This is a genomic window from Halomonas halophila (assembly GCF_030406665.1).
GTDB lineage: Bacteria > Pseudomonadota > Gammaproteobacteria > Pseudomonadales > Halomonadaceae > Halomonas > Halomonas halophila.
This window is the reverse complement of record NZ_CP129121.1, coordinates 1,232,571-1,250,131: the sequence shown is the minus strand read 5'-3', so window position 1 is coordinate 1,250,131 and position 17,561 is coordinate 1,232,571. Positions and strand designations below refer to the sequence as shown.

18 protein-coding genes are annotated in these 17,561 nt (G+C 67.3%); 9 read left to right on the top strand and 9 right to left on the bottom strand.

Translation table 11 applies throughout. The features are described from left to right. The first annotated feature begins 12 nt into the window (after positions 1-12). From QWG60_RS05665 to QWG60_RS05655, 3 genes are all read left to right on the top strand, one after another. Positions 13-270, top strand: coding sequence for a pyocin activator PrtN family protein (locus QWG60_RS05665; RefSeq protein WP_146909840.1), 258 nt, complete (start codon positions 13-15; stop codon positions 268-270). Between the two features lie 66 nt (positions 271-336). Next, positions 337-723 (top strand): (deoxy)nucleoside triphosphate pyrophosphohydrolase, encoded by a 387-nt coding sequence (locus QWG60_RS05660; protein ID WP_146909838.1) that lies wholly within the window; start codon positions 337-339, stop codon positions 721-723. Further along, complete coding sequence (locus tag QWG60_RS05655; RefSeq protein ID WP_246124734.1) at positions 710-1,537, top strand: HNH endonuclease; 828 nt, start codon at positions 710-712, stop codon at positions 1,535-1,537. The genes QWG60_RS05660 and QWG60_RS05655 overlap by 14 nt, the downstream gene beginning before the upstream one ends. A 2-nt stretch (positions 1,538-1,539) precedes the next feature. On the opposite strand, the gene QWG60_RS05650 is transcribed toward QWG60_RS05655, so the two are convergent. Beyond that, positions 1,540-2,595, bottom strand: coding sequence for a site-specific integrase (locus QWG60_RS05650; protein WP_146909835.1), 1,056 nt, complete (start codon positions 2,593-2,595; stop codon positions 1,540-1,542). 101 nt (positions 2,596-2,696) lie between these two features. Here QWG60_RS05650 and dusA point away from each other — a divergent pair, with 101 nt between their 5' ends. After that, on the top strand, positions 2,697-3,743 hold the full coding sequence (gene dusA, locus QWG60_RS05645; protein ID WP_379825495.1) for a tRNA dihydrouridine(20/20a) synthase DusA: 1,047 nt from the start codon (positions 2,697-2,699) through the stop codon (positions 3,741-3,743). A 21-nt stretch (positions 3,744-3,764) separates the two neighbouring features. Here dusA and QWG60_RS05640 read toward each other — a convergent pair whose 3' ends face one another. Beyond that, complete coding sequence (locus QWG60_RS05640) at positions 3,765-4,796, bottom strand: succinylglutamate desuccinylase/aspartoacylase family protein (protein ID WP_035597321.1); 1,032 nt, start codon at positions 4,794-4,796, stop codon at positions 3,765-3,767. Positions 4,797-4,948: 152 nt separating this feature from the next. Between QWG60_RS05640 and QWG60_RS05635 the strand changes: the two genes are divergently transcribed. Further along, entirely contained in the window at positions 4,949-5,563 is a 615-nt protein-coding gene (locus QWG60_RS05635; protein ID WP_046080483.1) for a TetR family transcriptional regulator, read from the top strand. Here QWG60_RS05635 and QWG60_RS05630 read toward each other — a convergent pair. The 4 genes from QWG60_RS05630 to QWG60_RS05615 all read right to left on the bottom strand — a co-directional run bounded on the left by QWG60_RS05630 (position 5,560) and on the right by QWG60_RS05615 (position 12,415). Beyond that, entirely contained in the window at positions 5,560-6,261 is a 702-nt protein-coding gene (locus QWG60_RS05630; RefSeq protein ID WP_046079961.1) for a hypothetical protein, read from the bottom strand. The genes QWG60_RS05635 and QWG60_RS05630 overlap by 4 nt on opposite strands. Before the next feature lie 176 nt (positions 6,262-6,437). Next, positions 6,438-9,617: an efflux RND transporter permease subunit gene (locus QWG60_RS05625; protein WP_035597328.1), complete on the bottom strand. Its 3,180-nt coding sequence runs from the start codon at positions 9,615-9,617 to the stop codon at positions 6,438-6,440. Continuing rightward, entirely contained in the window at positions 9,614-10,876 is a 1,263-nt protein-coding gene (locus tag QWG60_RS05620; RefSeq protein ID WP_146909205.1) for an efflux RND transporter periplasmic adaptor subunit, read from the bottom strand. Before QWG60_RS05620 ends, QWG60_RS05625 begins: the two co-directional genes overlap by 4 nt. A 93-nt stretch (positions 10,877-10,969) precedes the next feature. Then, the gene (locus QWG60_RS05615; RefSeq protein WP_046079959.1) at positions 10,970-12,415 is read right to left on the bottom strand and encodes a TolC family outer membrane protein; all 1,446 of its coding nucleotides are present in this window, start codon (positions 12,413-12,415) and stop codon (positions 10,970-10,972) included. Between the two features lie 169 nt (positions 12,416-12,584). On the opposite strand from QWG60_RS05615, the gene QWG60_RS05610 reads away from it, so the two are divergent. Continuing rightward, on the top strand, positions 12,585-13,484 hold the full coding sequence (locus QWG60_RS05610; protein ID WP_046079958.1) for an alpha/beta fold hydrolase: 900 nt from the start codon (positions 12,585-12,587) through the stop codon (positions 13,482-13,484). 27 nt (positions 13,485-13,511) lie between these two features. Here QWG60_RS05610 and QWG60_RS05605 read toward each other — a convergent pair whose 3' ends face one another. Next, positions 13,512-14,357 carry a fructosamine kinase family protein gene (locus QWG60_RS05605; RefSeq protein ID WP_146909203.1) on the bottom strand — a complete coding sequence of 282 codons (846 nt, stop codon included), beginning with the start codon at positions 14,355-14,357 and terminating at the stop codon, positions 13,512-13,514. Positions 14,358-14,505: 148 nt separating this feature from the next. Beyond that, positions 14,506-15,012, bottom strand: a complete 507-nt coding sequence (locus tag QWG60_RS05600; protein ID WP_107180899.1) for a fasciclin domain-containing protein — start codon at positions 15,010-15,012, stop codon at positions 14,506-14,508. Positions 15,013-15,199: 187 nt separating this feature from the next. On the opposite strand from QWG60_RS05600, the gene QWG60_RS05595 reads away from it, so the two are divergent. Then, the gene (locus QWG60_RS05595) at positions 15,200-15,511 is read left to right on the top strand and encodes a Nif3-like dinuclear metal center hexameric protein (RefSeq protein ID WP_046079956.1); all 312 of its coding nucleotides are present in this window, start codon (positions 15,200-15,202) and stop codon (positions 15,509-15,511) included. 84 nt (positions 15,512-15,595) lie between these two features. Here the strand turns inward: QWG60_RS05595 and QWG60_RS05590 are convergent, their stop codons facing one another. Further along, a complete protein-coding gene (locus tag QWG60_RS05590; RefSeq protein WP_046079955.1) occupies positions 15,596-16,153 on the bottom strand; it encodes an NUDIX hydrolase in 558 nt (185 codons plus the stop codon). A gap of 92 nt (positions 16,154-16,245) precedes the next feature. On the opposite strand from QWG60_RS05590, the gene QWG60_RS05585 reads away from it, so the two are divergent. Continuing rightward, a complete protein-coding gene (locus QWG60_RS05585) occupies positions 16,246-16,866 on the top strand; it encodes a CoA pyrophosphatase (protein WP_173835003.1) in 621 nt (206 codons plus the stop codon). After that, the gene (locus tag QWG60_RS05580) at positions 16,863-17,513 is read left to right on the top strand and encodes a 2OG-Fe(II) oxygenase (RefSeq protein WP_046079953.1); all 651 of its coding nucleotides are present in this window, start codon (positions 16,863-16,865) and stop codon (positions 17,511-17,513) included. The genes QWG60_RS05585 and QWG60_RS05580 overlap by 4 nt, the downstream gene beginning before the upstream one ends. The last annotated feature ends 48 nt before the right edge of the window (positions 17,514-17,561 follow it).

Genomic DNA, 17,561 nt, shown 5'->3' with positions numbered 1-17,561 from the left:
GAGGGCCCAGCCATGAACACCTACTTCGGACTACTGGCCGAGTTCGACGGCCGCGGCGAGCTACCGCTCGATGAGGTGGCACCGCGCTACTTCGGCATCAGTGCCCGCACCGCCAGCGCACGGGCCGGCGCCCAGGCCCTGCCGGTGCCCACCTACCGCGCCGGCGACTCCCAGAAAGCGCCCTGGCTGGTCAGCGCTGTGGATCTCGCCCAGTACCTGGACAAGCGGAAGGCCGAGGCGCATGAGATGTGGCAACGAGTGAATGTGTGAGCCAGTAGATGCGCATCACATGGCAAGGTAGGCTTAGTCTTTCAGATCAGACTGGAGAGGCCTCCTGTGAAGCACGTCGCCGCTGCATTGGCCATCAAGGACGGGCATATCCTCCTCACACGTCGAGCGCCAGGGCAGCAACTCGAGGGGTATTGGGAGTTTCCGGGCGGCAAGCAAGAGCCATACGAGACCATCCAACAGTGCATTGAGCGAGAAATCCGGGAGGAGCTCTCGCTTTCTTGCACCGCCGGGAACATCTTCACAGAAAGCACCTACCGCTATGAAGGTGGTGCCATCAAACTCATTGGCGTCCTGGTCGATCTTGGCCACGAAGCACCAGAGCTCACGGTCCATGACCGCGCCGAATGGGTTCCGCTGACTGATATGCTGGGCTACGAGCTTGCCCCTGCAGATATTCCCATCGCCAAGGAAGTCATCAATGCCTACGGATAGCATCGAAGCCCTCTCCCCCGGGGATGTCCTCTCAAATGACCAACTGTGTGAGATCTTCGGCTGCAGCCCTCAGGGCGGGATGCGGAGAGCCAAGAAGACCAACACCCTGGTCATCGTCACGAACCACATCGAGTCCATCTATGAGGATCGCTGGGAAGGCAATGTCATTCATTACACCGGGATGGGCCAGACCGGGGACATGGATCTCACCTTCGCCCAGAACAATACTCTAAACGAAAGCCCCGGTAACGGCGTGGCCGTGCATCTCTTCGAAGTCTTCAAGCGTAAGGAATACACCTACGTGGGCGAGGTCGTCCGCGCCGCGCCGCCCTATCAAGCGATTCAGCCAGGTGCAGATGGCAACGATCGCAAGGTCTGGCTTTTCCCGCTCCAGCTACGTTCATCCCGCTTACCGGCCATGAGCCAAGAAGCGGCCAAGGAAGCATTCGAGAAGAAGGAAAAGCAAGCCGCCAAGCTTCCTGACGAGGAGCTTCGCCAGCGAGCTAGGAACGCCCCGGCGAAGACAGGCAGCCGCCCAACCGTTACGACGCAGTACGGGAGATCCCCCTACGTGGCTGAATACGCCAAGCGCCGTGCCAATGGGACCTGCGAACTCTGCCAGGAGCTTGCCCCCTTCCAGACGAAGAAGGGAGAGCCTTACCTGGAATGCCATCACATCGAGTGGCTGGCCGCAGGCGGGGAAGACACCATCGAGAACACGGTAGCTCTATGCCCTAACTGCCATCGGAAGATGCACACACTGAACTTGCCTAGTGATAAGAAGCACCTAGCACAGATCAGCAAGGGCTTGTGACCTCACCTTAATTGCAGGGTCTCCGGGCGCAGGTGTGTATACCGCTTCAGCACATCCCAGCTCTCATGCAGCGTGAACTGCTGCACCTCCACGATCTCGTATCCCGCCTCGAACAGGCGGGATGTCGCTTCATGTCTCAGGTCGTGAAAGCGTAGATCCTCGATTCCGCAGGCCGCCGTCGCCGCCCGCCAGCGAGTGCCGATCGACTTCCCGTTGTAGGGGAAGATCCTCTCCTTGCCCTCGGCCCGCGGCTGTCGCTGGATGATGGCCATGGCCTCGTGGTTCAGCTTGAAGCGCTTGTGGTTGCCCCACTTCTGCCGCGGGTGCTTGGCATCGCGCACCCAGCAGGTCATCGCCTGCTCGTCGAGGTCCTGCCAAGTGAGCCGTGTTATCTCCTCCTGGCGCCGCGAGGAGGCGATGGCGAAGTCCATGATGTCTTCCATGGGGATGATCGCGCTGGGCCGGATTCGCTGCGAGCGGCGGAAGTATGCCCGTATCTGCGCGACCTCCTTCTCCGTCGGCCGACGATCCCTGGCACCGGGCCGAGATACCAGCCCCTTGCTACGCATCAGCAGCTTGGCCGACTCGAACTCGTTGAGCTCCACCGGCATCTTCCAGGCCGCCACGGCTGTCTTGAGGATGATGCCCAGCCAGGTGATGTCCTGGTTGATCGTCGAGGACTTGATGCCGCTGTCACGGCGCATGACCGCGTGACCGATGATCTGCTCACTGGTCAGCTCGGTGACCTGCACCCGCGCAATCGGAAAGCGCTGCAGCTGCTGGATGGTGGCCCGCTTCGAGCGCCCGGCGTCCTGGGCGAATTCGTGAAGGTAGCGCTCGATGGCATCATCCAGGGTCACGCCTTTCCACTTCGCCGAGAGCACGCCGCCGGGGCTGTTCAGCTCGAGCTCGCGGCGCTTGGCCCACTCCTCGGCCATCGCCTTGCGCGGGAACGTCCTGGACTCGGAGTGGTCAGGTTGCCCACGGCGGGCGATGCGGATCTGGGCCAGGTATGAGAAACTGCCGTCCTTTCGCCGACGCTTCCTGATCGTCGCCACGCGAACCTCCTCGATGTACCAAATTGCCAACGCCCCGTGTGCCAAATCTGTACCAACACATGGCGAAAAACAGGGCAAAACCACTGTAAATATGAACAGTCATGAGTGATATGGCAACCGCCACAACCGGCATGAATACTGACACCACGCGCCCTGCGCTGGATAGGACGTTCTCAGTAGCGCCTATGATGGACTGGACGACCCGCGACTACCGCGCGTTCGCCCGGACCCTGACGCGCCGCACCCTGCTCTACACCGAGATGGTGACCACCGGTGCCATCCTGCACGGCAGTCCGCGCGAGCGCTTCCTCGGCTACGACGACGTGGAACATCCGCTCGCCCTGCAGCTCGGCGGCAGCGACGCCGGCGCACTGGCCGAGTGCGCGGCGATCGCCGAGGCATGGGGCTATGACGAGGTCAATCTCAACGTCGGCTGTCCCAGCGACCGGGTACAGAACAACCTGATCGGCGCCTGCCTGATGGCCCATCCCGAGAAGGTGGCAGCGGCAGTGGCGGCGATGCGCGAGGCGGTGTCGATCCCGGTCACCGTGAAGTGTCGCATCGGCATCGACGACCAGGACGAGGACGCCGACCTGGCCCACTTCATCGAGCGCGTCGCCGACGCCGGCTGCGAAGTGTTCACCGTGCATGCCCGGAAGGCCTGGCTGGAGGGGCTGTCGCCCAAGGAGAACCGCGACGTGCCGCCGCTCAACTACGGCCGCGTGCATCGCCTGAAGCAGCAGCGCCCCGATCTGCACATCGGCATCAACGGCGGCATCAAGACGCTCGACGAGTGCCAGGCCCAGCTCGAACACGTGGACAGCGTGATGGTGGGCCGCGAGGCCTACCAGAACCCCTGGCTGCTGGCCGACGTCGACCGGCGCCTCTATGGCAAAGACGCCCCCGCGGCCGATCGTCATGCCGCCGCCGAAGCCTTCCGGCCCTATATCGCCCGCCGGCTCGAGCAAGGGGCGAAGCTCAACCACATGACCCGCCACCTGCTCGGCCTCTTCCAGGGCTGCCCGGGCGGCCGCAAGTTCCGCCGCCATCTCTCGGAGCATGCCCACCGCGAAGGCGCCGGCATGGCGGTGTTCGACGATGCCCTCGGCCTGGTGCCCCGGCCGCAGGACACCAGTCTGGCCGGCTGAGCCGTCGGTCGACAAAGCGCGTCAGTACAGGGCATCGGGGGGCGGATCGAGGCTCGACTGGAAACTCTCGACCGCGCTCTCCGCCTCCTCGATCGCATCGAAGCGCGCGATATGGAACAGCGCCTCCCCCTCGTTGGCCAGCGGCAGGCGGCTCATGCCAATCACGATGCCGTCGGCCACGGCCCGTACCTCGCCCTCGGCGTTGCCGAAGGGGTCGGCCACCCGTCCCAGCAGCTCTCCCGCGGCCACCCTTGCACCGAGACGCACCTGCGGCCGCAGGATGCCGTCGATCGGCGCCCTCGCCCAGCTCGAGCCGCCGGCCACCTCGGCGGCGGGCGGTGGCCGGCGTCGACGTTCGCCGGTCAGCATCCCGAGCCGGCGCATCACCCGCAGCACACCGCGAACGCCCGGCGCGATGGCCCACTCGTCGAAGCGCAGCGCCTCGCCGGCCTCGTAGGTCAGCACAGGGATGTCGCGACTCTCGGCGTAGTGGCGCAGGCTGCCGTCACGCAGCTCGGCGTTGAGGATGACCGGCGCGCCGAAGGCATCCGCCATGCGTTCGGTCTCGCTGCCGGGCGTCAGCCGAGCGCGGATCTGGGGCAGGTTGGTGCGATGCAGGGCGCCGGTGTGCAGATCGATGATATGGGTCGCCTGGTCGACGATCTGCTCGCGGAACAGGGCCGCGATCCGGCTCCCCAGCGAGCCCGACTCGCTGCCCGGAAAACAGCGGTTCAGGTCGCGCCGATCGGGCAGGTAGCGGCTGTGCTGGACGAAACCGAAGACGTTGACGATCGGCACGCCGATCAGGGTCCCGCGCAGCCCCTTCAGCTGCCGCGAGCGCAGCAGCCGGCGCACGATTTCCACGCCGTTGATCTCGTCGCCGTGGATGCCGCCGCAGACCAGCATCACCGGCCCCGGCTGGCGGCCATGGACCACCTCCACCGGGATGGTCAGCGGCGCATGGGTGTAGAGCCGGGCCGCCGGCACGTCGATCTGCTGACGACTGCCCGGCGCCACCCGGACGTCGGCGAGTTCGAAGGGAGCACGGGCCATGGGGCGATCTCCTGAGATAAGCGCTGACTCATATTCACTCATCCCCGCGGGCGGCTCAAGCGACGAAGACCAGGGTGGCATTCAAGGATGAATGTAAAGCGTCACTCGGCTTGGGTAGAATGGCCGCCTACTCACCCGGAGTCGATCATCCCATGGCCAGACGTACCAAGGCCGAAGCCGAAGCCACTCGCGTGGCCCTGCTCGATGCCGCCGAGGAAGTGTTTTTCGAGAAAGGGGTGGCCCGCACCTCGCTGGAACAGATCGCCCGCCACGCCGGCATGACCCGCGGCGCCGTCTACTGGCACTTCAAGAACAAGGCCGACCTGTTCCGGGCTATGGTCGACCGGGTGCGCATGCCCTTCGAGGAACTGGTCAAGGAAAGCGAGGCCGACGATGCCAGGCCTCTCGAGGCCATCCGCCTGGGCTGCCAACAAGGAGTGCAGCGCCTGGAACAGCCGCGCCATCGACGCGTGCACGCCATCCTGCTGCATCGCTGCGAGTTCTTCAGCGACATCGACCCCCAGGCCATGCAGAGCGAGATGGCCAGCGAATGCCTCGACGCCTTGCGAGGCTACTTCACCACCGCCCGCCAGCTCGGCCAGCTGCGTGACGATGTCTCCCCCGAGCTGGCCACCCGCCTGCTGCAGTCGATAATGAGCGGGCTCTATCACGACTGGCTACGCGACCCCGAGGCCTTCTCGCTGGCCGAGCGCAGCCGTGAGCTGATCGACGCCCAGCTGCGACTGCTCAGCCGCCCTCCCGCCTAGGCCGACGGCCGCGAACCATGGCGGCCTTCCTGACGCGGCATCGCCCCCTCATGGCGTTCCACCAGATGCAGCCGCACCAGTCGCGTGCGGGCATCCAGGTAGTCCTGCTCGGGCACCGAGCGATAGGCCTCGTCGTTGACCAGATACTTGACCAGCACGCGCACTTCGCCAACGCGCGGCCGATTGCCGGCCTTGCCCCGCAGGCGTACCTGGCGGCCGGGATCATCGACCATCTCCGCCGTGGCGCCTCCTGCATCGGCGTCGATGACCCGAACGCGCTCGCCAAGCAGGCAGCGCTTCGACAGGCTCGGATGCCGGTGCAGGCGGCGATGCAGCCGACGACACAACGCCGCGGCCAGCGGCGAGGCCAGCGCGAAGGCACCCCAGATCACCGCCAGACCGAGCGGCACACGAAAGAAGCCCAGCGGCAGCGGCCCCAGCACCGCCAGCTCGACGATCCAGGCCAGCAGCGAGGCGAGCACGATCAAGGCACTCAGCGCCAGCGAGGCCGGCACGCCGGCGAAACCCAGCGACACCAGGGCGCTGGCCAGGGTGTCGTTGCGCAGGCTGTCGTGTTCGAACAGCTCTACGGGGGCCAGGCGCACCAGCACCAGCAGCCAGTAGACGGCCACCAGCGCCAGCAGCGCCGTGAAAAAGATCAGCGGAAAGCTGAGGGCAAGCGAGGCGATGGCGTTCATGGCGGCTCCTCCGTCCGGCCCATTAGCCGGCAAAGTGTTGTCCTGCCTTCAGCGTAGCGCTCGTCGGGGGCGCGTCACACCCACTTTGGTCGCACAGCGACGTTTTCCTGACCCAACGCAAACGGGCACCGCCTCCCTCGGGGAGACGGTGCCCGTCGACTCGGACGCGACCTTGATCAGCTCGCGTCCTGCTCCAGCGCCGGACGCTCGGCGCGATCGCCGCCCGTCTTGCGCTTCAGCCAGTCGGTGACGCTGGCGATCATGGCGTAGAAGGTCGGCACGAACAGGCTGCCGAGCACCGCCACGGACGCCATGCCCATCGCCACCGTGGTGCCGATGTGCTGGCTGCTGGTGTCACTGGCACCGGTGGCCATGGCCAGCGGCAGGGTGCCGAAGATGAACGCCAGCGAGGTCATCACGATCGGCCGGAAGCGCAGCTCCGCCGCCGTGATGGCCGCCTCGCGGATGGTCTTGCCCATCTCGCGACGCTGCAGCTCGGCGAACTCGACGATCAGGATGGCGTTCTTGGCCGCCAGCCCGACCACCACCAGCATGCCGATCTGCACGTAGACGCTGGTATCCAGCGAGCGCAGGGCGATGCCGCCGATGCCGCCCAGGAAGGCGAAGGGCGTGGCCGTGAGCACCGCCAGCGGCAGCGACCAGCTCTCGTACTGCGCCGCCAGGATCAGGAACACCATCAGCAGGCCGAAGACGATGGCCATGGTCGCGGCGTTGCCGGCTTCGCTTTCCTGATAGGCGGTACCGGTCCAGCCCATGCCCCAGCCGTCGCCGAGCTGCTCGTCGACGATCTCTTCCATGGCGGCGATCGCCTGGCCGGAGCTGTAGCCCGGTGCGGGACCACCCTGGAACTGGGCCCCCGGATAGACGCCGAAGCGGGTCACCACCGCCGGCGCCACCTGGCGCTCGAGGGTCACGAACTCGGACAGCGGGATCCGCTCGCCGTCGCCGCCGCGCACGTAGACGCTGTTGATGTCATCCGGCGCATCCCGGTACTCGTCCTCGTTCTGCAGATAGACCTGGAAGTTCCGGCCCTTGTAGCTGAAGTAGTTGACGAAACCGTTGCCGAAGGTGTTGCCCAGGGTCGAGTTGAGCGCCTCCAGCGACACGCCGTAGCTCAGCGCCTTCTGCCGGTCGATCTCGGCATGGAAGGACGGCACGTTGACGTTGAAGGTGGTGAACACCTGATTCAGCACCGGATGCTGACCGGCGGCCTGCATGACCTTGACCGACGCCTGGTAGAGCTCTTCCGGCGAGGCACCCTCATAGGACTGCAGGTAGCCGGTGAAGCCACCGGTGGTCGACAGGCCGATGATCGGCGGCATGTTGAAGGCCATCGCCGAGCCGCCGGGAATCTGTGCGCCCAGGCCCATGATCCGGCCGATCATGTCGGTGGCCGTGACCTCGCGCTCTTCCCAGGGCTCCAGGGTGACGAAGATCACCCCGCGGGCGGTGTTCACCGAGCTGGTCAGCATGTCGTAGCCCGCCACCGACGTGGAGTACTTCACGCCGGGGCTGTCCTCGATGGCGGCGCTGAGCTTGGCCATGTAGGTCTGGGTACGCTCCAGCGAGGCCGAATCCGGCAGCTGCACGGAGGCGATCACGATGCCCTGGTCGGTCTCGGGCACCAGCGTCGAAGGCGTGCTCTGGTAGAGCCACCAGGAGCCGGCGCCCACCAGGGCGGTCAGCACCAGCGCCAGCCCCCAGAAACGCACCAGTTTCTTGACCACCCACATGTAGACGGCGGTGGTGCCGGCGAAGAAGCGATCGAACAGGCGCAGCGGGGTACGCACCGCGCGCTGGAAGCCCGTTTCCCTGGTGTGCAGGTCGTGCTTGATGAAGATCGCCGACAGCGCCGGAGTGAACGTCAGCGCCATCAGTGCCGAGAAGGCCACCGACACCGCCACGGTCAGGGCGAACTGCTGGTAGATCTGGCCGCTGAAGCCCCCGAGGAAGGCCACCGGCACGAACACCGCCGCCATGATCAGCGAGGTGGCGATGACCGGCCCGCCGACCTCGCGCATGGCCTGCACCGTGGCCTGCATGACGGTGGTTTCCTCGTCCTCGCTGAGCACCCGCTCGACGTTCTCCACCACCAGGATGGCGTCGTCGACCACGATGCCGATCGACAGCACCAGGGCGAACAGCGTCAGCAGGTTGATCGAGAAGCCGAAGGCGTAGAAGCCGGCGAAGGTGGCCAGCACCGAGACCGGCACCACCGACATGGCGATCACCGTGAAGCGCCAGTTCTGCAGGAAGATGAACAGGATGACGCCGACGATCAGGAACGCCTCGATGAAGGTGTGAAGCACGGTCTCCACGGAGGCATCGATGAACAGCGTGGTGTCGTAGGGCGTGGCGTACTCGAGTCCCGGCGGGAAGCGGCCGGCCAGCTCCTCCATCTTCGCCTTGACCGCGTTGGCGGTCTCCAGGGCATTGGCACCGGGCTGCTGGTTGATCAGGATCGGCGCCATGGTGCCACCGTTCAGCGTGGCATCGACGCCGTAGGACGAGGCGCCCAGCTCGATGCGCGCCACGTCATCCAGGCGCAGGGCCGAACCGTCGGGATTGGTGCGCAGGAAGATGTCGCGGAAGTCATCGACGTCGCTCAGACGGCCGCCGGCGGTGATGGTGTAGGTGAAGGCGCGGGCATCGGACTGGGGCGCTGACGCCAGACTGCCCGCCGGCACCTCGGTGTTCTGGGCGCGGATCGCGCTGGCCACCTCGGACGGCGTCAGGTCGTACTGCGCCAGCTTGTCCGGATCCATCCAGATGCGCATGGCGAAATCGCCGCCGCCCAGCACCTCGGCCTCGCCGACGCCGGGCACCTGGCGCAGCTCGTCGAGAATGTTGAGGGCGGCATAGTTCTGCATGTAGACCTTGCCGTAATCGCCCTCCGGGGAGAGCAGCGAGACCAGCATGAGGATCGAGCTGGAGCGCAGCTCCACCGTCACACCCTGCTGCTGCACCGCCTCCGGCAGCTGGGAGAGCGCCCCCTGCACACGGTTGTTGACGTTGATGGTATTGATGTCGCCGTCGGAGCCGATGTTGAAGGCCACGCTCAGGCTCATCATCCCGTTGTCGGAGCTGGTCGAGTTCATGTAGAGCATGTCCTCGACGCCGTTGATGGCCTCGGCCAGGGGCGCCGCCACGGTCTGCGCCACGGTCTCGGCGTCCGCCCCCGGGAAGGTGGCGTTGACCGAGACCGTGGGCGGCACCACGCTGGGGTACTGCTCGATCGGCAGTACCCGCATGCTCATCAGGCCGACCACCGTGAGGATGATCGCCAGCACCGACGCGAAGATCGGTCGCTTGATGAAGAAGTTGGAGAAATTCATTCAGCCGCGTCCTCTTCGTCCGGCGAAGCCCGTTCGGCGCCGGCCGCGCCATCACGGCCCTGTGCCGGCCCCTGCCCCTGCCCGGATGGCTGGTCCTGGCTCTGGCCGGTGGCCTGGGCGATCAGCGCCCGGGCGTCGCCATCGAACGGCTGGGGCGCGATCGGCGTGCCGGGCTGGACGCCCGCCGGATCGCCGACCATCACGCGATCACCGGGCTCCACGCCGCTGGTCAGGATCTGCCACGGGCCGGCCAGCTCGCCGAGGTCCACTGTGCGGGCGCGTGCCACGTCGTCCTCGTCGAGCACGAACACCTGGGGCCCCATCAGGCCCTGACCCACGGCGATCGACGGCACCGCCAGCACGTCGAAGCGCTTCAGCCCTTCCAGGCGCACCCGCACGAACTGGCCGGGCAGCACCTCGCCCTCGGGATTGTCGAAGGTCGCCTTCGCCTGCACGGTGCTGGTCCGCTCGTCCACCCGCGAGCCGAGGAATTCCAGGCGCCCCTCGAGGGCCTCGTCGACGCCCGGCAGCGCCAGGCTGGCGGCGATCTCGCCGGGCGCCTGCTCGCCGAGCTGGCGGCGCAGGGTGAAGGCATCCTGCTGGGGAAGCTGGAAGCGCACCTCCAGCGGGTCCACCGGGGTGATGGTGGCCAGCTCGGTGCCGGCGCTGACCAGGTTGCCCACGTTGACCTCGCTCAGACCGATGGCACCGCTGACCGGGGCCGTGACGTCGGCGTAGTCCAGGTCGATGCGGGCGCTGGCCAGCGCAGCCTCGGCCTGGGCCACGGAGGCCCGGGCCACGTTGAGGTCGGCCTGGGCCTGGTCAGCCTGCTGGCGGCTCACCGAGTTCTGACGCAGCAGCTCCTGGAAGCGGTTGGCGTCGCGACGCGCCCGCTCCAGCTCGGCCTGGGCGCTGGCCAGGTCGGCCTCGCGCTGCGACACCGTGGCCTGGTAGAGGTCCGGCTCGATGGCATACAGGCTGTCGCCCTTTTCCACGATGTCGCCGGGTTCGAAGAGGCGTTGTTCGAGGACGCCGGTGACGCGAGCCACCAGGGTCACCTCGGTATCGCTACGCAGCTGGGCCGGGTAGGACTTGTCCAGCGGAATGTCCTGAGGAGCCAGCGTGGTCACCGGCTTGGGCTGCGGCGGTGTCTCGCCGCCCTGCTGCGGAGCGGCCTCCTCCTGACCGCAGGCCGACAGCAGCAGTCCAGCCGCCAGCGCCAACAGCCCTGTACGACTGCGTCGAAGTGTTGTGTTCATGCCTGATTCTCGTTAGGGGATCGAACGTCGAAGGGGGTATCGCACGACAGGCGAGAATCTAAACATACATTCACGCCTGTACGTAAGTGACTATCAGGATTCGGGCCGAGGCGGCGCGCCGATGTTCATCGCCTCGTCGTAGCGGCTGGCCTCGCCGACCTCCGGCAGCGCCAGCGACACGCCCTGCTCCGCCGACAGCCAGTCGTTGATCGCCTCGATGGCCTGCACGTTCAGGGTGCCCGACTGCTGACGCAGGGTGAGCAGGTCGATCACGTAGCTGAAACGCGCATCGGCATGATCGGCGATGGCATCGTAGAGGCTCTGCTCGGCGTTGAGCACGTCGACGATGTTGCGGGTACCGACCTCGTAGCCGGCGCGCGTGGCATCCAGCGCGCTCTGATTGGAGACGATGGCCTGGGCCCGCGCCTCGACGGTGGCCACGTCGTTGGTGACCTGGGTGTACAGCGAACGCACCTGCTGAACGGTCTGGCGGCGCTGATCCTCGAAGTCGTACTGGCTGGACTCGAGGTCGTAGGTGGACTGGCGAATGCCGGCGCTGGTGCGGCCGCCGGTGTAGATGGGCAGGCTCACCCGAGCGCCGACCTGGCTCTGGGAGTTATGCCCGTCCATCTGGTCCTGATCGGTGTCGGAGTAGCTGTAGTTGGCGAAGGCCTCGACCACCGGCAGGCGCTGGGCCCGGGCGATGTCCACGGCATCCTCGGAGACCTCGACGCCGGCCTGGCTGGCCAGCACCAGCGGGCTGTTGTCCATCGCCAGCTCGACCCAGGCATCGCGGCCGCTCGGCTGCGGCGGAGTCACCGGCATGGCCTCCTGAAGCGCGTCGATGCTGTCGTAGCGCTGCCCGGTCAGCCGCTCCAGGGTCTCGAAGCTGACCTGCAGATCGTTCTCGGCGGCGATGCGGTCGGCGCGGGACTGGTCGAAGCTGGCGCGGGCCTCTTCCACCTCGGTGATGGCGATCAGGCCCACGTCGAACTGCTCCTGGGCCTGCTCGAGCTGGCGGCCGATGGCCCGCTCCTGGGCACGACGCGCCTCGAGGATCTCGTGGGCACGCAGGATGTCGAAGTAGGCCGACGCCACGTCGATCAGCACCTGTTGCTCGGTGGCGGCCAGCTGGTAGGTCTGCTGGTCGATCCGACTCGCGGCCTGATCCACCTCGGCGCTGTTGGCGGCGTCGAACAGCGCCTGGGTCGCCTCCAGGGTCAGGCTGGCGCTGTTGTAGCTGTCATCGCCGTTGCCCGCACCGGACCCGCGGCTCGAGGAGACGCTCTCGTAGAGACGGTTGTGGTCGACCTGGCCCGAGGCCGAGACCTGGGGCAACAGGTCGCCACGGGCGACGTCGCGGCCCGCCTCCACGCTGCCGTACTGGGCGCGGGCCGAAGCCAGGCTGGCATTGTTGTCGATGGCATCCCGGGTGATGGTCAGCAGGTCGGCGGCCTGGGCCTGACCGGCCAGCGAGACGGCCAGCAGGCAGGGCAACAGGACACGCCGCCCCGACGATACCGGACGATACGGCTTCATCGGCAAGTTCCTTCTAAGAGTGACTATGAGGATATACATTCATTGTCGCATGTTTAGCACGTCAATCCATCAACGTTCGTGTAATTAGCAAGAAAATTATCTTCCTAGCAAGCTGCCCTCCCGGCATCGTCTATGCTGCAAAGCCACATCCGCCGACCGAGCCCTCATCATGGACGACCTGACCTTCGTGCGCGTCAGGGAGCTGGACGTCGCCGTCCGCATCTGGCATCCCGATGCACCCCGCACCCTGATCGCCTGGCACGGCCTGGCCCGCCACGGTGGCGACTTCGCCGATTTCGCCCGCCTGCTCGGCCCGGGCTGGCGAGTCCTGGCACCGGACACGCCCGGGCGAGGCCTGTCGAGCTGGTCGCTGTATCCCGCCCATGACTATCTGTACTCGCACTATATGACCATAGCAGTCGCGCTGCTCGATCACTTCCGCCTCGAGCGGGTGCCCTGGGTCGGCACCTCCATGGGCGGCCTGCTGGGCATGCTGCTGGCCGCTGAAGCGGACACCGCCGAGCGCATCGAGCGCCTGGTGCTCAACGACGTGGGCCCGGAGCTGGACCCCGACGGCCTGGCCGCGCTGGGCACCTACTTCGGCGTGCCCCACCGCTTCGGCCGGTTCCGCGACCTGGCCGCGGAGCTGCGCCGGCACTATGCCGGCTTCGGCCCGCGCAGCGACGACGCCTGGCGTCGCCTGACCCTCGGCAGCGCTCGTCGATTGCCGGACGGCGGCTGGACCTACCACTACGATCCCCGCATCGGCGAGCAATTCATCCACGATACGCCGCGCGATACCTGGGCCGACTGGCGCGCGATCCGCTGCCCGCTGATGGTGGTACGCGGCGCCGACTCGCCGCTGCTCAAGGCCGAGAGCGTCGAACGCATGCGCCAGGCCCAGCCCGGGCTGATCCACCTCGAGGCCAGCGACTGCGGCCATGCCCCGATGCTCGACCGTACCGAGCAGGTCGACCCGATCGCCGACTTCCTGACCCGGGGCTTCCCCGCCGCCGGACAACGGACGCCCTGGTGGCGACGCGCCCTGGCCCGGCTTCGCCAGGGCTGAGAACGCCGGCCGCGGCACCGGAGCACCTCAGCCGCCCGCTTCCACTCGCTGCAACGCTCGTGCCACGCCGCTGCGATAGGCGCCGCCGAACAGCAGCAGGTGGTTGAGCAGCGGATAGAGCTGGAACAGCGCCTCGCGACGCGACCAGTCCGCCGGTGCCGCACCGTTCCAGTAGGCGTCGAAGAAGGCCTGTGACGGAGCGCCGAACAGCGTCAGCATGGCCAGATCGACCTCCGGGTAGTGACGATAGACCGCCGGGTCGATCATCGCCGGCCCGCGCGTGGTGTAGAGCACGTTGCCCGACCACAGATCGCCATGCACCAGTCGCGCCGGCGTATCCGGCAGCCAGCCCTCGAGCCCGTAAGCCACCGCCTCCAGCCTCGCGCACAGGCGATCGTCCAGCAGCCCCCGAGCATGACAGGCGCGCATCAGCGGCAGCAGCCGACGCTCGCGCTGAAAGGCGCGACCGTCGTCGAGCGGGGCATTGGGCTGGGGCGTGGCGCCGCAGGCATTGTCCCGCGCCCAGCCGTGCGGCGAGTGTCCCACCCCGTGCAATTCGCGCAGGCCCTCGGCCAGCGCCCGCTCGCCCGTGTCCGTGCGCCGGGCCGGGGTCAGCGCCTCCATCACCAGCCAGCCATCGCCCTCGCCCCAGACCTCGGGCACCACGAGTCGCCCCGTCGCCGCTCCCAGGGCGCGAAGTCCCTCGGCCTCGCCGGCCAGCCGCGCCGGATCGTCGCGCTTGACCACCGCCTCGCCGCGATCGGTGTCCAGGCGGTAGACGGCGGCGATATCACCGCCGGAGAGCGGCTCGAGGGGCCCTCGGAAACCGAGGTCGAGGCGCTCGAGCAGCGCCGTCAAGGCATCGTCGACCATGCATTGTGCTCCATCCGTCATCATGTGACTCGAGGCTCGCCCCGTGCGCCCCTGCTGTCAAAACCGCGGACACGTCATAAAAAAAGCCGCCCGGGGCGGGCGGCAAGGGACCGATTGCAGGACGCAATCGCGGGGGAAGCGGCAGACGTCACTCGGGCATCAGGACCCCATCGATGACGTGGATGACGCCGTTGCTGGCTTCGACGTCGGGCTGGATCACGGTGGCCTGGTTCACCATCACCTGGCCGTCCATGGTGGTGATGGTGATGTCCTGCCCCTGGACGGTGGTGGCGCTGTCGGCGGCCATGGCGTCCTCGGCCGTGACCTTGCCGGGCACCACGTGGTAGGTCAGCACGGACGCCAGGGTGTCGCGGTTCTCCGGCTTGAGCAGGTCGTCGACGGTGCCCTCCGGCAGTGCCGCGAAGGCCTCGTCGGTCGGGGCGAAGACCGTAAACGGGCCTTCGCCCTTGAGCGTCTCGACCAGGCCGGCGGCCTGGACCGCGGCCACCAGGGTCTCGAACTGGCCGGCCTCGACGGCGGTGTCGACGATGTCCGCCTTCATGCCGTGATGATCGGCCTGGGCGACGCCGCTCAGGGCCAGGCCGACCAGGCCGGCGCCGATGAACTGGGGAATGCGTGATGTCATGACCTTCATGAGATGGCTCCTCCGGGGATACCGGCTGACACTCGATGCGGGAAATGTCCTGGCAGAGATTCCTTTACTCAACCTATACAGAAATTAATCCACGTACATAAAAGAGGCAAGTTTTTTCTCGCGCATGGCTGACGGGCACGCGTCGCTATGGCACAACGAGGAAGAACCCTCGACATCGGAGACCGTCATGTACAAGCTCGCCTTCTTCGTGCCCGCGGAAGACGCCGAGCGCGTCAAGAAAGCCGTGTTCGCCACCGGCGCCGGACGCATCGGCGACTACGAGGCCTGCTGTTTCCAGACGCCGGGCACCGGGCAGTTTCGTCCGCTGACCGGCGCCGACCCGCATATCGGCCGCGTCGGCGACCTGGAACACGTGGAGGAACTCAAGGTGGAGCTGGTCTGCGAGGACGGACTGATCCGCGAGGCCCTGGCCGCGCTCAGACGGGCTCACCCCTACGAGGAGCCGGCCTACGACGTCTGGCGGCTGGCCGACCTCTAGCATCCAGCCGATATCCGGCGCCCCACGACGAAAACGCCACGGGCATGGCCCGTGGCGTCGTCTGGTCAGGCAGCGAGCCCGCCGTCAGGCCGAGCCAAAGTAGCGCTCGCGATCCTCGGGCGTGATGTCACTGACGTGCAGGGCGAAGTCGCCCTGGCGCCGATCGGCGAAGAAGTGATGCAGGGTACGCTCGATGGTGGGAAAGGCCAGCGCGCCCCAGGGAATCTCGTGCTCCTCGAACAGCGCCACCTCGAGGCTCTCCGGCCCGGGGCCGAAGTCGCCGTCGAGCTCGGCGCGGAAGATCATGAACACCTGGTCGATGTGCGGCAGGTTGATCATGGTATAGAGGGGCTGGAGCGCCACCTCGGCCATGGCCTCCTCGCGGGTCTCCCGGGCGGCCGCCTCGACGGTGGTCTCGCCGTTCTCCATGAAGCCCGCCGGCAACGTCCAGTAGCCCTTGCGCGGAGAAATGGCCCGGCGGCACAGCAGCACCCGCGAGCCCGATACCGGGAGGGTCCCGGCGACGATGCGGGGGTTCTGGTAGTGGATGGTGCCGCAGGCGTCGCACAGGAATCGTGGCCGATCATCGCCTTCGGGAATCGCGAAACGGACCGGCTGCCCACAATGACTGCAAAAGTTCATGGCGCTCCCTGACTGGCTGGCACCGGGAGTGCCCCGGGCTTGACGCCGCGCGCGGCGACTGGGTAAAAGAGGTGAAACTCGATGGAATCATCATGTTAGAGAAACTTCGCGAGCGCCTGCAAGCGCATGCGCCGCGCCGCCTGGCCCTCGACCTGCCCCAGGCGGCGGTGCTGCTTCCCCTGGTGGCCCACCCCGAGCCGACGCTGCTGTTCACCCGCCGCGCCGCCCACCTCTCCACCCATAGCGGCCAGGTCGCCTTCCCCGGCGGCAAACGCGAGGACGGCGACGCCGACCTGCTGGCCACCGCCCTGCGCGAAGCCGAGGAAGAGATCGCCCTGCCGCCGGACCGGGTCGAGGTGCTCGGCCGACTGTCCGAGGTCATCTCGCTGCACGGCATCCGCGTCACGCCCTTCGTCGGCGTGATTCCCCCGGGCCTGCCACTGGCTCCCGATCCGGATGAGCTCGACGCCATCTTCGAGGTGCCGGTGGCGAGCTTCCTCGCCGACCGCCGCACCCACACCGACGTGATCCGCGTCGACGGCCGCGACTACTACGTGCCGAGCTATCGCCACGACGACCACGTGATCTGGGGCCTGTCGTCGATGATGCTGGTGGAGCTGCTGGCCGAGGGCTTCGCCATGCCGATCGACCTCTTCCAGCGCCCCGCAGGCACCCTGCATTTCCACCCCGAACGCCGACTGACGCCATCATGAGCCACCCGCACCTGCCCCCCGCCCGCCTGACCGAGCTGGTCGATGCCCTGGTCGAACAGGGCTGGTACCTGGGCGAAGCCTTCCTGCCCGAGGCCCTGCACGCCCCGTTGTTCGCCGAAGTCGAGGCGATGGCCGCCCGCGAGGCGCTGGAAGCCGCCGGCGTCGGCCGCGGCAGCGAGCATCACCTGCGCCGCGACATCCGCGGCGACGCCATCCGCTGGCTGGACCGCGAGAGCCTGGCTCAGCGCCGCTACCTGGAAGCCATGGGCGAGCTGCAGCAGGCCTTGAACCAGGCGCTGTTCCTGGGCCTGTTCGAGTACGAGGCACACTTCGCCCAGTACCCGCCCGGCGCCTTCTACAAGCGCCACCTGGACAGCTTCCGCGGCCGCGCCAACCGCGTGATCTCCACCGTGGGCTATCTCAACCCGGACTGGCCCGCCGACGGCGAAGGCGAGATGGTGATCTTCGACGAGCACGACCCCGCGCGCGAGCTGACCCGGGTCCGGCCCGAGGCCGGCACCTTCGTCTGCTTCCTCTCCGATCGGGTGCCCCACGAGGTACTGCCGACTCGCTATCCGCGCGCCAGCATCGCCGGCTGGTTCCGCCGCAACGCCTCGCTGGGCGGCCTGGTGGACCCGTCACACTGACGGCGACACCCACCGCATGCAATGCCCCATGGCCGCTTCGGTCGGCCT

Bases quoted from the DNA above. Each gene is read 5' to 3' on its own strand.
- QWG60_RS05665 (WP_146909840.1), top strand. From the start codon at position 13: ATGAACACCTACTTCGGACTACTGGCCGAGTTCGACGGCCGCGGCGAG.
- QWG60_RS05655 (WP_246124734.1), top strand. From the start codon at position 710: ATGCCTACGGATAGCATCGAAGCCCTCTCCCCCGGGGATGTCCTCTCA.
- dusA (WP_379825495.1), top strand. From the start codon at position 2,697: ATGAGTGATATGGCAACCGCCACAACCGGCATGAATACTGACACCACG.
- QWG60_RS05640 (WP_035597321.1), bottom strand. From the start codon at position 4,796: ATGGCCCGTGCTCCCTTCGAACTCGCCGACGTCCGGGTGGCGCCGGGC.
- QWG60_RS05635 (WP_046080483.1), top strand. From the start codon at position 4,949: ATGGCCAGACGTACCAAGGCCGAAGCCGAAGCCACTCGCGTGGCCCTG.
- QWG60_RS05630 (WP_046079961.1), bottom strand. From the start codon at position 6,261: ATGAACGCCATCGCCTCGCTTGCCCTCAGCTTTCCGCTGATCTTTTTC.
- QWG60_RS05625 (WP_035597328.1), bottom strand. From the start codon at position 9,617: ATGAATTTCTCCAACTTCTTCATCAAGCGACCGATCTTCGCGTCGGTG.
- QWG60_RS05620 (WP_146909205.1), bottom strand. From the start codon at position 10,876: ATGAACACAACACTTCGACGCAGTCGTACAGGGCTGTTGGCGCTGGCG.
- QWG60_RS05615 (WP_046079959.1), bottom strand. From the start codon at position 12,415: ATGAAGCCGTATCGTCCGGTATCGTCGGGGCGGCGTGTCCTGTTGCCC.
- QWG60_RS05610 (WP_046079958.1), top strand. From the start codon at position 12,585: ATGGACGACCTGACCTTCGTGCGCGTCAGGGAGCTGGACGTCGCCGTC.
- QWG60_RS05605 (WP_146909203.1), bottom strand. From the start codon at position 14,357: ATGGTCGACGATGCCTTGACGGCGCTGCTCGAGCGCCTCGACCTCGGT.
- QWG60_RS05600 (WP_107180899.1), bottom strand. From the start codon at position 15,012: ATGAAGGTCATGACATCACGCATTCCCCAGTTCATCGGCGCCGGCCTG.
- QWG60_RS05595 (WP_046079956.1), top strand. From the start codon at position 15,200: ATGTACAAGCTCGCCTTCTTCGTGCCCGCGGAAGACGCCGAGCGCGTC.
- QWG60_RS05590 (WP_046079955.1), bottom strand. From the start codon at position 16,153: ATGAACTTTTGCAGTCATTGTGGGCAGCCGGTCCGTTTCGCGATTCCC.
- QWG60_RS05585 (WP_173835003.1), top strand. From the start codon at position 16,246: ATGTTAGAGAAACTTCGCGAGCGCCTGCAAGCGCATGCGCCGCGCCGC.
- QWG60_RS05580 (WP_046079953.1), top strand. From the start codon at position 16,863: ATGAGCCACCCGCACCTGCCCCCCGCCCGCCTGACCGAGCTGGTCGAT.